This is a genomic window from Monashia sp. HAY1-5C (assembly GCF_056755255.1).
In genome coordinates this window covers 18,163-31,630 of record NZ_JBPGXG010000007.1, presented here as the reverse complement: position 1 = coordinate 31,630, position 13,468 = coordinate 18,163, and the positions used below count along the sequence as shown (strand labels likewise).

13 protein-coding genes are annotated in these 13,468 nt (G+C 73.9%); 6 read left to right on the top strand and 7 right to left on the bottom strand.

Going from position 1 to position 13,468, the window contains the following annotated elements:
* Nucleotides 1-20 precede the first annotated feature (20 nt).
* From ACR9ZK_RS02125 to ACR9ZK_RS02115, 3 genes are all read right to left on the bottom strand, one after another.
* Nucleotides 21-746, bottom strand: a complete 726-nt coding sequence (locus ACR9ZK_RS02125) for a nucleotide exchange factor GrpE (protein WP_481339620.1) — start codon at nt 744-746, stop codon at nt 21-23.
* Complete coding sequence (gene dnaK / locus ACR9ZK_RS02120; protein ID WP_481339618.1) at nt 743-2,656, bottom strand: molecular chaperone DnaK; 1,914 nt, start codon at nt 2,654-2,656, stop codon at nt 743-745. Before dnaK ends, ACR9ZK_RS02125 begins: the two co-directional genes overlap by 4 nt.
* Nucleotides 2,657-2,902: 246 nt before the next feature.
* Complete coding sequence (locus ACR9ZK_RS02115; RefSeq protein ID WP_481339616.1) at nt 2,903-3,202, bottom strand: hypothetical protein; 300 nt, start codon at nt 3,200-3,202, stop codon at nt 2,903-2,905.
* A 1-nt stretch (nt 3,203) separates the two neighbouring features.
* Between ACR9ZK_RS02115 and ACR9ZK_RS02110 the strand changes: the two genes are divergently transcribed.
* Nucleotides 3,204-4,193, top strand: a complete 990-nt coding sequence (locus ACR9ZK_RS02110; protein WP_481339614.1) for a PQQ-dependent sugar dehydrogenase — start codon at nt 3,204-3,206, stop codon at nt 4,191-4,193.
* 29 nt (nt 4,194-4,222) lie between these two features.
* Here ACR9ZK_RS02110 and ACR9ZK_RS02105 read toward each other — a convergent pair whose 3' ends face one another.
* From ACR9ZK_RS02105 to ACR9ZK_RS02090, 4 genes are all read right to left on the bottom strand, one after another.
* A complete protein-coding gene (locus ACR9ZK_RS02105) occupies nt 4,223-5,995 on the bottom strand; it encodes an alkaline phosphatase D family protein (protein ID WP_481339611.1) in 1,773 nt (590 codons plus the stop codon).
* A gap of 84 nt (nt 5,996-6,079) precedes the next feature.
* On the bottom strand, nt 6,080-6,820 hold the full coding sequence (locus ACR9ZK_RS02100; protein ID WP_481339608.1) for a dienelactone hydrolase family protein: 741 nt from the start codon (nt 6,818-6,820) through the stop codon (nt 6,080-6,082).
* A 62-nt stretch (nt 6,821-6,882) separates the two neighbouring features.
* Nucleotides 6,883-8,202 (bottom strand): cation:proton antiporter domain-containing protein, encoded by a 1,320-nt coding sequence (locus ACR9ZK_RS02095; protein WP_481339606.1) that lies wholly within the window; start codon nt 8,200-8,202, stop codon nt 6,883-6,885.
* A gap of 81 nt (nt 8,203-8,283) precedes the next feature.
* Entirely contained in the window at nt 8,284-9,978 is a 1,695-nt protein-coding gene (locus tag ACR9ZK_RS02090) for an alpha/beta hydrolase (RefSeq protein ID WP_481339604.1), read from the bottom strand.
* Nucleotides 9,979-10,111: 133 nt separating this feature from the next.
* On the opposite strand from ACR9ZK_RS02090, the gene ACR9ZK_RS02085 reads away from it, so the two are divergent.
* From ACR9ZK_RS02085 to ACR9ZK_RS02065, 5 genes are all read left to right on the top strand, one after another.
* Nucleotides 10,112-10,954 (top strand): alpha/beta hydrolase, encoded by an 843-nt coding sequence (locus ACR9ZK_RS02085; RefSeq protein WP_481339602.1) that lies wholly within the window; start codon nt 10,112-10,114, stop codon nt 10,952-10,954.
* A gap of 86 nt (nt 10,955-11,040) precedes the next feature.
* A complete protein-coding gene (locus ACR9ZK_RS02080) occupies nt 11,041-11,760 on the top strand; it encodes a DsbA family oxidoreductase (RefSeq protein WP_481339600.1) in 720 nt (239 codons plus the stop codon).
* A 20-nt stretch (nt 11,761-11,780) separates the two neighbouring features.
* Nucleotides 11,781-12,200, top strand: coding sequence for an MmcQ/YjbR family DNA-binding protein (locus ACR9ZK_RS02075; protein WP_481339598.1), 420 nt, complete (start codon nt 11,781-11,783; stop codon nt 12,198-12,200).
* Between the two features lie 135 nt (nt 12,201-12,335).
* Nucleotides 12,336-12,617, top strand: coding sequence for a hypothetical protein (locus tag ACR9ZK_RS02070; RefSeq protein ID WP_481339596.1), 282 nt, complete (start codon nt 12,336-12,338; stop codon nt 12,615-12,617).
* Entirely contained in the window at nt 12,614-13,459 is an 846-nt protein-coding gene (locus ACR9ZK_RS02065) for a 2-phosphosulfolactate phosphatase (protein ID WP_481339593.1), read from the top strand. Before ACR9ZK_RS02070 ends, ACR9ZK_RS02065 begins: the two co-directional genes overlap by 4 nt.
* The last annotated feature ends 9 nt before the right edge of the window (nt 13,460-13,468 follow it).

The following is a 13,468-nucleotide window of genomic DNA, read 5'->3' as shown; positions in this document are numbered from 1 at the left end:
GCCTCGGCGCGGTGTGGCGCTCACGCGGGGTCGGCAACCGACACCCGCGCCGCGCGGACGACCCGGTCCCCGATGCGGTAGCCGGGCTGGAGCACCTGCACGACGGTCGTGCCCGACGCGCCGTCGGGCAGCTCGGCCTCGACGTGCATGAGCGCCTCGTGCACCGTCGGGTCGAACTCCTGGCCGGCCTCGCCGAGGCGCTCGACGCCGTACCGACCGAGGACCGCCTCGAGCTTGTCGGCGATGGCCGCGAACGGGCCGCTGGCGAGGTCGCCGGCCTGCCGCGCCATGTGGATGTCGTCGAGGACCGGCAGCAGCGACTCGACGACGCTGCCCACGGCGGTCGTGCGGATGACGTCGCGGTCGCGGTCGACACGCTTCTTGTAGTTGACGTACTCGGCCTGCAGCCGCTGGAGGTCGGCGAGGTAGGACGCGGCGAGCGCGTCCTCCTGCTCCAGCGCCTCACGCTCGTCGGCGCGCTCGGTGCCCGCTCCGTGGTCGAACTCGTCGTCCCCGCCGGGCTCGGACGACGCGCCCGGACCACCCTCGTAGTACGTGTGGTGGCCCCGCGAACCGGAGTCGGCCGCACCGGCGCCGGCCGCACCGGCGGCGCCGGAGGCGCCACCGGTGCGGGGGGTGGCGGCGGCCTGGCCGCCGGCACCCTGCGCGTCCGTCACCTCGGGGCCACCGGCGCCGGGCCGCACGGCCTCGGCCTCGGGGTTCGGGGTGCTGTTGGACTCGGTCACTTGGCTTCCCTTGCCTCGTCCTCGTCGACGACCTCGGCGTCCACGACGTCGTCGTCGGCCGCACCGGAGCCCGTCGGACCGGACTGGCCGCCGGTCGGACCCGTGCCGTCGGAGCCCGCCGCGCCGGCCGAGGCGGCGCTCGCCTGCTCCGACGCGTAGACCGCCTGGCCCATGGCCTGGGACTTGGTGTTGAGGTCCTCGATCTTGGCCTTGATGTCCTCGACCGTGGCCTCGGAGCCCTCGGCGATCGCGGCCTTGAGGTCGGCGAGCGACTCCTCCACCGGCGTCTTGACGTCAGCCGGGATCTTGTCGCCGGACTCCTTGAGGAAGTTCTCGGTCGAGAAGACGAGCTGCTCGGCCTGGTTGCGGACCTCGGCCTGCTCCCGGCGCTGCCTGTCCTCCTCGGCGTGCGCCTCGGCGTCCTTGACCATGCGGTCGATCTCCTCCTTGGACAGGGCCGAGCCGCCGGTGATCGTCATCTTCTGCTCCTTGCCGGTGCCCTGGTCCTTGGCACTGACGTTGACGATGCCGTTGGCGTCGATGTCGAAGGTGACCTCGATCTTCGGCACGCCGCGCGGTGCCGGCGCGATGCCGGTCAGCTCGAAGGTGCCGAGCGACTTGTTGTGCTGGGCGATCTCGCGCTCACCCTGGAAGACCTGGATGAGGACCGACGGCTGGTTGTCGTCGGCGGTGCTGAAGATCTCCGAGCGCTTCGTCGGGATGGCCGTGTTGCGCTCGATGAGCTTGGTGAACAGGCCGCCCTTGGTCTCGATGCCGAGCGACAGCGGCGTGACGTCGATGAGCAGGACGTCCTTGCGCTCGCCCTTGAGGACGCCGGCCTGCAGGGAGGCACCCATCGCGACGACCTCGTCGGGGTTGACGCCCTTGTTCGGCTCCTTGGCGGTCAGCTCCTTGACGAGGTTGCTCACCGCCGGCATGCGGGTCGAGCCACCGACGAGGACGACGTGGTCGATGTCGGACACCTTGATGCCGGCGTCCTCGATGACCTTGTGGAACGGGGCCTTCGTGCGGTCGAGCAGCTGCTTGGTCATCTGCTCGAACTGGGCGCGCGTCACCGTCTCGTCGAGGTGGATCGGGCCCTCGGGCGTCATCGAGATGTACTGCGCCGAGATGTTCGTGGAGGTCGCGGTCGACAGCTCCTTCTTGGCGCGCTCGGCCTCGTCGCGGAGGCGCTGCATCGCGATCTTGTCCTTGGACAGGTCCTGGCCGGTCTTGTTCTTCACCTGCGTGATGAGGTGCTGGACGATGACGTCGTCCCAGTCGTCGCCACCGAGGTGGTTGTCGCCGTTGGTGGCGCGCACCTGGATCGTGGCGAAGCCGTCCTCGGCGTCCTTGCCGACCTCGAGGAGGGACACGTCGAAGGTGCCGCCACCGAGGTCGAAGACGAGGATGAGCTCGTCCTCCTTGCCCTTGTCGAGGCCGTAGGCGAGGGCCGCGGCGGTGGGCTCGTTGACGATGCGCAGGACGTTGAGGCCCGCGATCTCGCCGGCCTCCTTCGTGGCCTGGCGCTCGGCGTCGTCGAAGTACGCGGGGACGGTGATGACGGCGTCCGTGACGGTCTCACCGAGGTAGGACTCGGCGTCGCGCTTGAGCTTCTGCAGGATGCGGGCGCTGATCTCCTGCGCCGTGTACGTCTTGCCGTCGATCTCCGGCGACCGCCAGTCGGTGCCCATGTGGCGCTTGACGGAGCGGATGGTCCGGTCGACGTTGGTCACCGCCTGGCGCTTGGCGACCTCGCCGACGAGCACCTCGCCGTTCTTGGAGAACGCGACCACCGACGGGGTCGTCCGCCCGCCCTCGGCGTTCGCGATGATCGTCGGCTCGCCGCCCTCGAGGACGGAGACGGCCGAGTTGGTGGTACCGAGGTCGATTCCGACCGCACGTGCCATGGTGACTCCTTGATGCTGGTGGTCCGTGGTTGACAGCTCCTCGCTCAATCTGCGTCAGCCGGGCGGTCGTTGTCAAAACCGGGCTCGCAAATCTTGCGCTCACTGGACTCAACTTCGCACCACGCGGCATTGTTCCCGCGTCGAGCGGGACGTCGGCACCTCGTGCGGCCCGGGACGGGCCCGTGGGCCCGAGGGGGCAGCACCCACAGGCGGGGTGGGTAGGTTCGGTGGACCAGCCTGGGGAGGTCAGACCGTGCCGCGACCCCGCTCCGTCACGCGTGCGCTCGGCGCCGCGACGCTCGCCGGCGCCCTGGCCACGGGTGCCTGCTCGGGCGGCGGTCCACCGGCCGGCTCTCCCGCCGGCGGGACCCTCTCCTCGGTGGCGGGCTCGGGCACCGCCGCCACCTCGGTCGCGACGTCGACGGCGCCCGCGTCCTCGGCGTCCCCGACCAGCCCCTCGCCGACGACGCCGGCGACGCGCACGACCCCGGCGACGCCGAGCCCGCCGGTCACGTCGCGGGCCGGGCGACCCACCGGCTCGGCCACCGTGCTGCGGACCCTGGCCACCGGGCTCGACGTGCCGTGGGGACTGGCGCTGCTCCCCGGCCGCTCGGGGGTGCTCGTCACGACCCGGGACGACGGGCGCGTCCGACGCGTCGACCTGGCCTCGGGACGCGCGACCCTCCTCGGGCGCGTGCCCGGCGTCGTGTCGAACGTCGATCAGCAGGGCGAGGCGGGCTTGCTCGGGATCGCGGTGAGCCCCCGGTTCGCCGCCGACCGGACGCTCTTCGTGTACTTCTCCACCGCCGCCGACAACCGCATCGCGACGCTCACCTACGACCCGACGCGGGCGCCGGGCCGGCAGCTGAGCACGCCGCGCGTCATCGTCCACGGCATCCCCCACGGGCTGCACCACAACGGCGGGCGCCTCGCGTTCGGGCCCGACGGCGCGCTCTACGCGACGACCGGCGAGGCGGGCGACCGCCCTCTGGCACAGGACCGTTCGTCGCTCGGCGGCAAGATCCTGCGGATGACGCCGGGCGGGCGGCCCGCACCGGGTGACCCGTTCGGGACGCTCGTGTGGAGCTACGGCCACCGCAACGTCGAGGGGATCGCCTGGGACGCCGCGGGCCGGCTCTGGTCCTCCGAGTTCGGCGACCACCTGCACGACGAGCTCAACCTCGTCCGCCGGGGCGGCAACTACGGGTGGCCGCAGACCGAGGGCCGGACGTCCGAGCCCGGGATCGTGTCGCCCCTCGTGCAGTGGAGCCCGGACGAGAGCTCGCCGAGCGGGATCGCCATCGCTGCCGGCTCGGCCTGGCTGGGCGGCCTGCGCGGGGAGCGCCTCTGGCGGGTCCCCCTCGACGGCGCGCGGACGGCGGGCGACCCGCAGGCCTTCCTCGACGGCCGCTACGGACGCCTGCGCAGCGTCCTCGCCCTCGACGACCGGACCTTGCTCGTGACGACGAGCAACCGCGATGGGCGCACCTCCCCTCGCCCCGGCGACGACCGCATCCTCGTCGTCCGGGTCAGCTGAGGTCGAGTCGAGGTCGAGTCGAGGGCGCGTCAGGCCCGTGCGGGCAGCCGGACGCTGCCGACGGTCGTCAGCTGGGGGTGCGCGTCGTCGCCGTCCCGCACGACGCCTCCGCGCCAGACGATGGCAAGGTCCCGGCCCTGGACGGTCAGCTCGGCGAGGCAGTTGTCGAACCAGGGTCCGTCGGTGACGGTCCACGGGTACGCCGGGTCGGGCACGTGACGGGAACGCCGGGCCAGGAACCGCATCGGCGCCACCAGTCCCCGGGCGAACAGCGACATCATGACCCGGATGCCCCGCGGCATCGGGTTGCGGACCGGCGAGCACACGGCCTGCACGATCCGCGACCGCGCGCCGTGCCGACCGGGCTCCACGACCTCGGCGACGTAGGAGTTGTGGACGTCGCCGGACAGGAAGGTGATGGTCGCGGGGGCGCGGCCCCGGTTGCCCCGGGCCACGTCCATGACCATCTCGAACACCTCGACGAACCCGTCGCCGAACGCGGCCCAGTGCTCGAGGTCGATGACCCGGCGGCTCTTCTCGGCCAGGCCCGCGACGAGCCGACCGTGGCCACCACTGCTCGCCAGGACCTCGTCGATGGCCTCGAAGTCGTGCAGCCCCGGCGGCAGGAGGAAGGGCAGCGAGGTGCCGACGAGGAGGTGGTCGACGTCGCCGGTCAGCTGGGCGTCGAGCCAGGCGGCCTCGTCGGGGTTGAGCATCGAGCGTCGCTCCGGCTCGAGGACGCGGGCGGCCCGGGAGTCGACGACGACGAGGCGGCTGTCACCGAGGTCGCGCCGGTAGCTCCAGCGGTACACCTTGGGGTGCCGGTCCACCCGCTCCACGAGGTCGAAGAGCGGCTCGGTGAGGTCGGGCTCCTCGGCACCGGACGCCGCGGCTGACAGGACCGGGGCGTACACCTCGTCCTTCGCCAGCTCGTCCGGGGAGAGGTTGCCGAGGTGCTGGTAGACCCAGTACGACGCCAGCCCACCCATGAGGCGCTCGTGCCACCATGGGGTCCGGTTGATCTCCTCGTGCCAGGACCACGAGGTGTTCCAGTCGTCGCGGATGTCGTGGTCGTCGAAGATCATGCAGCTCGGCACCGTCGAGAAGAACCACCGGTTGGCCTCGTCCGACCACGCGAGCCGGTAGAGGTGGCAGTACTCCTCGAAGTCCTTGATCTCCTCCCCGGGCGGTTCCTCCAGCGAGCGCCGGGAGGCGATGAACTCGCGCATCTCGTCGGAGGTCTCGTCGGCGTAGACCTGGTCGCCGAGGAAGGCGATGAGGTCGGGCCAGTCCACCGTGCCCTCGGCGAGGGCCAGGGCCAGGGTGCGCAGCGCGTCGACGCCGTTCGAGGCGTTCCCCGCGGCGTCGTGGGACACGCTCGTACGGCACGACCCGAAGAGCAGCCGGGTCGGGCGCCGCGGGTCCAGCGTCCGGAGGCGGGGCGCGGGGAAGCGACTGTCGTCGGGGGGCCACACCCGCGTGTCGTCGACCTCGAGCGTGTACTCCCACGAGCCGCCGGGCTCGAGCCCGTCGACGACGACGAGCGCGTAGTGGTGCCCGCGCACGAGGAAGGTCGGTGCCGACCAGGCCCGCCCGTCGGCGCGGACGGTCACGGTGGCTCGTCCCGCCGTCTCGGCCCACACCGTGCCTGCGGTCTCGCCGACGTATCGCAGCATCGGGCCGAGGACGAGCGGCGAACGGGCATCGAGGGTCCCCGAGTCCGTCGGCGCGCTCGGCGCGCCCGCCTGCTGGGGCTGGTTCGGCGTCGCGGGGTCGGCGGGCTCGCTCGTCGAGGGGCTCATGGACACAGGCTTACCCCCCGGCGTCCGTTCCGGGGCCGGAAGCGGCGAGGAGAACGCTGTGAGCAGCGTTCCGGGCCTCGGTCCTCAGCCTCCGAGGCGCTCTGCGAGGAAGGCGAGCGTGCGCTGCCAGGCGTCGGCGGCGACCTCGGCGTGGTAGCGCGACGGCGCGTCGTCGTTGAAGAACGCGTGCCCGACACCGTGGTAGACGCGTGCCGTGAAGTCGACGCCGGCCTGCTCCATCCGCGCCTCGAGCTCGGGGACCTGGCCGGTGATCCGGCGGTCCTGCTCGCCGTAGAAGGCCAGGACCGGGCAGGCGATGGTCGCTGGGTCCGCGTCCTCCGGGAAGCTGCCGTAGAACGGGACGGCGGCCCGGACGCGGTCGTCGGCGGCCGCGAGCGCGAAGGCGTACGAGCCACCGAAGCAGAACCCCACGACGCCGACGCGACCACGGACCGCCGGCTCGGCGGCGAGCGCCTCGACGACGCCGCGCAGCGCCGGCACCGCCCAGGCGGCGAACTCGGGTTGGCGGGCGGGCGTCGTCGCCGCGCGCAGCTGGGGCTGCGCGGCCGCCCGGTCCTGCTCGCTCCCGCTGTTGACGAGCTGGAAGATGCGGGTGCCCACCTCGGGCGTCAGGCCGACGTGCGCGAGCAGGTCGGGGGCGAGCGCGACGTAGCCCTCGGCGGCGAACCGGTCGGCGACGTCCTTGACGTGCGCGGTCAGCCCCCAGATCTCCTGGATGACGACGACCGCACCGCGGGGGTCGCCCTCGGGGTCGGCGCGGTAGGCGGACAGCTCGTGCTCGGGGAACTCGGTCATCGTGCCCATGGGGCCGTCCTACCAGGCACGGCTGGGAGCCCGGGGCCGCACGACGTCCGAGGTCCGACGCGTCAGGCCGTGGCCTGGCGTCGGCGCTCGAGTCGGCGCAGCACCGGGGTCGCGAGGACGCCGTGGACGAGCACCGACAGCGCGATCGTCGCCGCCACCGTGGCCCAGAGCCAGCGCTCCTCCGGGAACGTGTGCTGGCCGGCCGCCCAGGCGAGGTAGTACAGCGTGCCGACCCCCCGCACCCCGAAGAAGCCGGCCGCGCGGCGCTCGTCCGGCTCGAGGCCGCCCGGCTGGTCCGGCCGCCGGGCCCGCACCGCAAGAGCCAGCCACCCGGCGAGCGGGCGCAGGACGAGCACGACGGCGCCCGCGACGAGGACCCCGCGCCAGTCGAGGGCCGACAGGATCCCGTTGGTCATCCCCATGCCGAGGAGCATGAGGACGACGAGGGTCAGGAGGCGCTCGAGCCGCGACACGACCTCGTGCATCGCCGCGTGGTACTCGTGGCCGCGCTCGGCCGCCCGGATCGTCATGCCGCACGTGAAGACGGCGACGAACCCGTAGCCGCCGAGGACCTCGCTCAGGCCGTACGTCGTGACGAGGGCGGCGACGGCGAGCAGCGGCTCCCCCTGCTCGGCGAGGCGCAGCGAGCGCCGGGGCGAGCGGAACGCCACCCTGGCGAGCAGCCACCCGACGAGGATCCCGACGCCGACGCCGACCGCGAGCTTGCCCACGAGGTCCCACGCCAACCAGCCGGCGCCCCAGGCGGTGACCGGGCCGAGCGCCGCGAGGAACACCGCGGCGTGCACGAACGGGAACGCCAGCCCGTCGTTGAGGCCGGCCTCGGACGTCAGGGCGAACCGGACCTCGTCGTCCTCGTCGATCTCCTCGAGCTCGTCGAGCGCCTCGCCGTGCCGGGTGCGGGGGCCGGCGACCTGGACGTCACCGGCGAGCACCGGGTCCGTGGGCGAGAGGGCCGCGCCGAGCAGGAGCGCCGCGGCGGGTGCCAGGCCGAGGGCCCAGCCGAGCAGGGCCACCGCCGCGATGGTCACCGGCATCGCGACGGCGAGCAGGCGCCACGTCGGTGACCAGCGGCGCCACGTGCTGCGGTCACCGAGGACGAGCGGCCGGTCGAGGGCCAGGCCCACGCCCATGAGGGCGACGAGGACGGTCAGCTCGGTGAGGTGCTCGGTCTGCGGGCGGATGTGGACCGGGTCGAGGACGAGCCCCTCGGGCAGGGGCAGCAGGCCGATGAGGACCCCGAGGCCGAGCAGGACCATCGGCGCCGACACCGCGAACCGCTCGAGGGCGGTGGGCAGCACGGCGGCGAGCAGGAGGGCGAACCCGAGGATGAGGTACACCGCGCTCGCCGACACAGGACGCATCGTCCCATCCCGTGCCGGGCCGCCCGGGCTCCCGTGCGTCGTGCCGTGCCGCCCCCCGCTCCTTCGACGCGTCGAACCCGGTCAGGCCACCCGGTTGACGGTCTTCTCGATGCCGGCGACGAGGCGCGAGTAGTCGTCGGTCGGCGAGCCGCCGAGGACCGAGCCCCAGGCGGGCACCAGCTCGGCGCCGTACCGGTGGCCGAACCCGTCGGGCGGGTCGTGACCCACGGCCATGTCCGTGGTCAGCTGCCAGAACGTCGCGAACGGGATCCACGTGACGTCCGGGTTGACGTCGCGGCCGCGCTGCTCGCGCAGCCAGTCGGGCTGCTCGCCCAGGAGCGCCGGGTTCCACCACACGACGGGGTCCGACGGGTGCTGCGCGTAGACGAACCGCGGGAAGTCCCAGGGGCCGTAGGGCCGCCCGTAGTAGTCGTGGGTCAGCTGGTCACCGCTGGCCGCGAAGCGGAAGTGCCGGCCGTCGTCGACGACGGGCACGATCTCGGGGGAGCCCTCGTTGCGCTCGGCCGTCAGCTCGGCCGCGATGTGGGTGAAGCTCGGTGTGCCGACCCAGACCCCGCCCTGGGCGCGCGCCAGCATGTCGGCCGCGTCGCGGAAGGCGGCCTGCCCACCGTACGAGCCGAGCGACTCGCCGCCGACGACGAGCTGGGGGCGGTGCCCCTGCGGCAGCGTTCGCCACACGGCGTAGACCCGGTCGAAGAGCGCCCTGCCGGCCTCGCTGGGCGTGTTGCGGTCGGTGAGGATGGCGAGGGCGCTCGGCAGGAACGAGTACTGCATCGCCGCGATGGCCGAGTCGCCGTTGCTCAGGTACTCGATGGACTGGGCCGACCAGTCGTCGACCCAGCCGGTGCCGGTGGTCGTGATGACGGCGAGGACCCGGCGCTCGAACGCGCCCGTGCGGCGCAGCTCGCGGACCACGGCGTCGGCGACGTCCTCGATGGACCGGTTGTCGGTGCGGCCTGCGTAGACCCGGATCGGGTCGAGGGCGTCGCGTCCGGTCGCCGAGGAGATCTCCTGTGCCGTGGGCGCGCTCGTGACGAACATCTGGCCCTGGTACCCGAGGCTCTGGTACGTCTCGTACGACCCGGGTCCGCCGGACAGGAACGGCGAGCGGGGCGCCGGGCGGTTCGACGGCGTCTCGGCGTTGACCTTCGCGGCGACGGCGGTGAAGACGTCGAGCCCCCGGTGGAACAGCACGCTGTCGGTGACCCAGGCGGTCGTCGTCGCCACGACGACGACGGCGATCATCGACGCGACGGCCTTGGGCAGCACGCGCTCGGCGGCCTCGGCCAGGCCGTGCGTCATGCCGCGCAGCCCGCGCGCGATGAGGAGCAGGAGCACGGCGATGGCGGTCGCGAGGGCGAGCGCCAGGGCCCAGTCGAACGGGTCGAGGGGAGCCAGGCGCACGACCGCCGCGGTGCGGGCCTGCGAGCGGACGTTGGCCACGGTGATGCCGATGACCGCGACGGCCCCGAACAGCGGTGCCGCCACGCGGATCCAGTGGCGCGCCTCGCCGCTGACCTGCACCCGCAGGTCGATGAGGCGGGCGACGGCACGCACCGCCCAGGCGACGAGGACGCCGAGGGCGTAGCCGACCGCCGCGCACAGCCCGCTGATGAGTCCCTGGTAGTACCAGGTGCGGGGCAGCAGGCTCGGGGAGGTCGAGATGAGGAAGTATCCGGCTCCGAAGAGCAGCCCGGTGCGTGACAGGTGCCACCACCGGCGGCCCCGTCGCGGGTCACCGGTGGCGTCGGGCACGGTGCAACCCTAGATCGGCGGTGCGACGCCCCGCCTCCGGTTTGTCCCTGACCGGTCCCTGACTGCGGCACTCGACCGCCCGCCCCTCCGGGCGCCGAGGCCGGGCGGGCCCAGGCGGGGAAGGATGGGTGGGGTGAGCCGTGACGACCGACGCATCCGCACCTTCACCCGCGACGGCCTGCGCTTCGACGTCGAGGACGCCGGGCCGCTCGGCGGTGAGGTCGTCGTGCTGCTCCACGGGTTCCCGACCGACCGGACCAGCTGGTACGCGGTGGCGCCGCACCTGCACGAGGCGGGCCTGCGGACGCTGGCCCCCGACCAGCGCGGCTACTGCTCCGGTGCCCGGCCCACCGAGGTCGACGCGTACCGCACCGACGAGCTCGTCGCCGACGTGCTCGCGCTCGTCGACGCCTCCGGCCGCGAACGCATCCACGTCGTCGGGCACGACTGGGGCGGCGGCATCGCCTGGCTCCTCGCCGGCAACCACCCGGACCGGGTGGGGTCGCTGACCGCGCTGTCCACGCCGCACCCCGCCGCGCTCGCCCGGGCCTGGCGCGGCGGCTGGGACCAGCGTCGACGCTCCTGGTACATGGCCGCGTTCCAGCTGCCGGCCCTGCCCGAGCAGGTCATGGCCCGAGGCTTCGAGACCCTGATGCGGCGCAGCGGCCTGCCGGCACCGGACCGGCGCCGGTACGCCGACCACCTCGCCAGCCCGGCGGCGATCGCCGGGCCGATCGGGTGGTACCGCGCATCCCGGCGCTCGTCGGTACCGGCCCGCCGGGTGCGGGCGCCGACGACGTACGTCTGGGGTCGCCACGACCCCTTCCTCGGGCCCATGGCGGCGCACCTGACCGCCGAGCACGTCGCCGCGCCGTACGAGCTCGTCGAGCTCGATGCCGGGCACTGGCTGCCCGAGACCCGCGCCGCCGACTGCGCCGCGGCCGTCGTGCGCAGCATCGCCCGGGCCACCGCCTGAAGCGTGCCGCCCGGTGCGTCCCGCCGCTGCCCGCATCACCTCGCCGATGCCGGGAAGACCCGGCGGCCGAGGTAGGTTGCACGACCGTGGAGATCGACATCTGGTCGGACATCGTGTGCCCGTTCTGCTACGTCGGCAAGCGTCGGCTCGAGGCGGCGCTCGCCGGGTTCGAGCACGCCGACGAGGTGACCGTGCGCTGGCACAGCTTCGAGCTGGACCGCGGCGCCGAGCCGGTGTCCGACCGGCCCCTCGTCGACCTCGTCGCCGACAGGTACGGCATCTCCCGCGAGCAGGCCGTCGAGCAGCACCGCTCGCTGGCCGCGGCGGCCGCCGAGCACGGCCTGACCTTCGACTGGCAGCGGGCCCGCTACTCCAACACCTTCGACGCGCACCGCGTCGTGCACCTCGCCGCCGAGCACGGCCTCGCCGACGTCGCCCACGAGCGGCTCATGCGGGCCTACTTCACCGACGGGCTCGCCGTCGGGGACCGCGAGACCCTGGTCGGCCTCGCCGCCGAGATCGGCCTCGACCCCGACGCGGTCCGCGTCATGCTCGCGTCCGACGACTACGGCAACCACGTCCGCAGCGACGAGGCGACCGCCAGGATGCTCGGCATCGAGTCCGTCCCCTTCTTCGTGCTCGACCGCCGCTACGGGGTCTCGGGCGCGCAGCCGGTCGAGGTGTTCGCCGACGCGCTCGCGACGGCCTGGGCGCACCGTGACGACGACCGCGAACCGGTGGCGGCGGGCGCCGGCTGCGGAGGTGGCTGCGGGGCCGGTGGCTGCGGAGGCGTCTGCGGGCGCTGACCGGCGCCTACGGTGGGAGCATGGCCCACCCGACGATGTTCGAGGACGCCGATCCCTACCTCACGCGGCTGCGCGCCATCTGCCTCGCGCTGCCCGGGGCCGACGAGAAGGTGTCGCACGGGCGGCCGAACTTCTTCACCCGCAAGGTCTTCGCCATCTACGGCGGCGTCCTCAAGGGTGACCACGACCCCGAGCCCTACCGCCAGGCGCTTCTCGTGCTGCCGGACGAGGCCGACCGGCCCGCCCTGCTCGAGGACGGCCGCTTCGTCGTGCCGGGCTACTACGGACCCTACGGGTGGCTCATGCTCGACCTGCGCCACCGCGAGGGCGCCGAGGGGGTCGACTGGGACGAGGTCGCCGAGCTCGTCGACGCGTCCTACCGCCGCACCGCGCCCGCCCGCTTCGTCGCGCGGCTCGACGCCTCGAGGACCGGGCCCTGACGGCGAGCCCCGGCTCACGGCGACGTGCCGTGGGTCGCGGGTCGTCCCGTCCTGACGGGCCCGGGGCACCGCCTCCGGCCGTAGGGTGTGCCTTCCCGGCCGGAGACGACCGGGCGGGTCGGGAGGGAGGCCGCGGTGGGACGGCACACGGAGCGTGCGGTGTCGCAGCGCCGGGCGGCGGTCGCGACCGTCCTCGCGTCGGCCCTGCTCCTCGCCGGTGGCGCGCTCGCGTTCCGGCACTCGCTCGACGAGCGCCCGCCACGGCCGGGGATCCACGCCCCCACGCAGACGCCGACCCCGACGCCCGAGGCCCCCGGGCCCAGGGCGTCGCAGGAGACGCCGGACGCCGGAGGTCGCACGAGCGCCCCCGGGACGGGCCCGAGCCTGCCGGATGATCCGGATAGCGTGAGCAGGTGAGCGGCACGGACGCGTGGCACAGCCAGGACCGGCACCTCGTCCGCCTCGAGTGGGGACCGAGCGGGTCGGTCGCCCTGGCCCGGCACGCGCGCGAGGCCGGGTCCGAGGTCGTCGTCGTCGTCGTCGACGTGCTCAGCTTCACGACGTGCGTCTCGGTCGCGGTCGACCGGGGGATCCGCGTCCGCCCCTACCCCTGGAAGGACGCGTCCGCCGTCGCGTTCGCCGCGGCCCACGGGGCGGTGCTCGCCCACCCGCGCGGCCCCGCGCAGGCGAGCGGTCGGCCGGGCGCTGCCCCTCGCTCCGGTTCGGCCGGCGTCGTCACCCTCTCCCCCGGGTCGATCCGCGCGGCCGAGGGACTCACCGACCTCGTGCTCCCCTCGCCGAACGGGTCCACCGTGAGTGCGCGGCTGGCCGACACCGGGGCCGAGGTGGTCGCCGCGTGCCTGCGCAACCGCACCGCGGTGGCCCGCCACCTGGCGGACCGGTTCACGGCCAGCCCGAACCGACCACCGGTTCTCCTGCTCGTGCCCTCCGGCGAGCGGTGGCCGGACGACTCGCTGCGCCCCGCCGCGGAGGACCTCTGGGGCGTCGGTGCCGTGGCCGATGCGTTCGTGCGGCGGCTCGAGCACCGTGCCGGCCCTCTCCTGCTCAGCCCCGAGGCCCGCGTCGCGGTGTCCGCCTGGGACGGCGTCGCCGGCTCCCTGGACGCCGACCTGCACGCGTGCTCGAGCGGCCGCGAGCTCGTCGAGAAGGGCTGGGCCGACGACGTCGCCGTGGCCGCCGAGCTCGACGCGTCCGACCTCGTACCGGTCCTGCGCGACGGCGTCTTCGCAGCCGCCTGATCCGCGGCC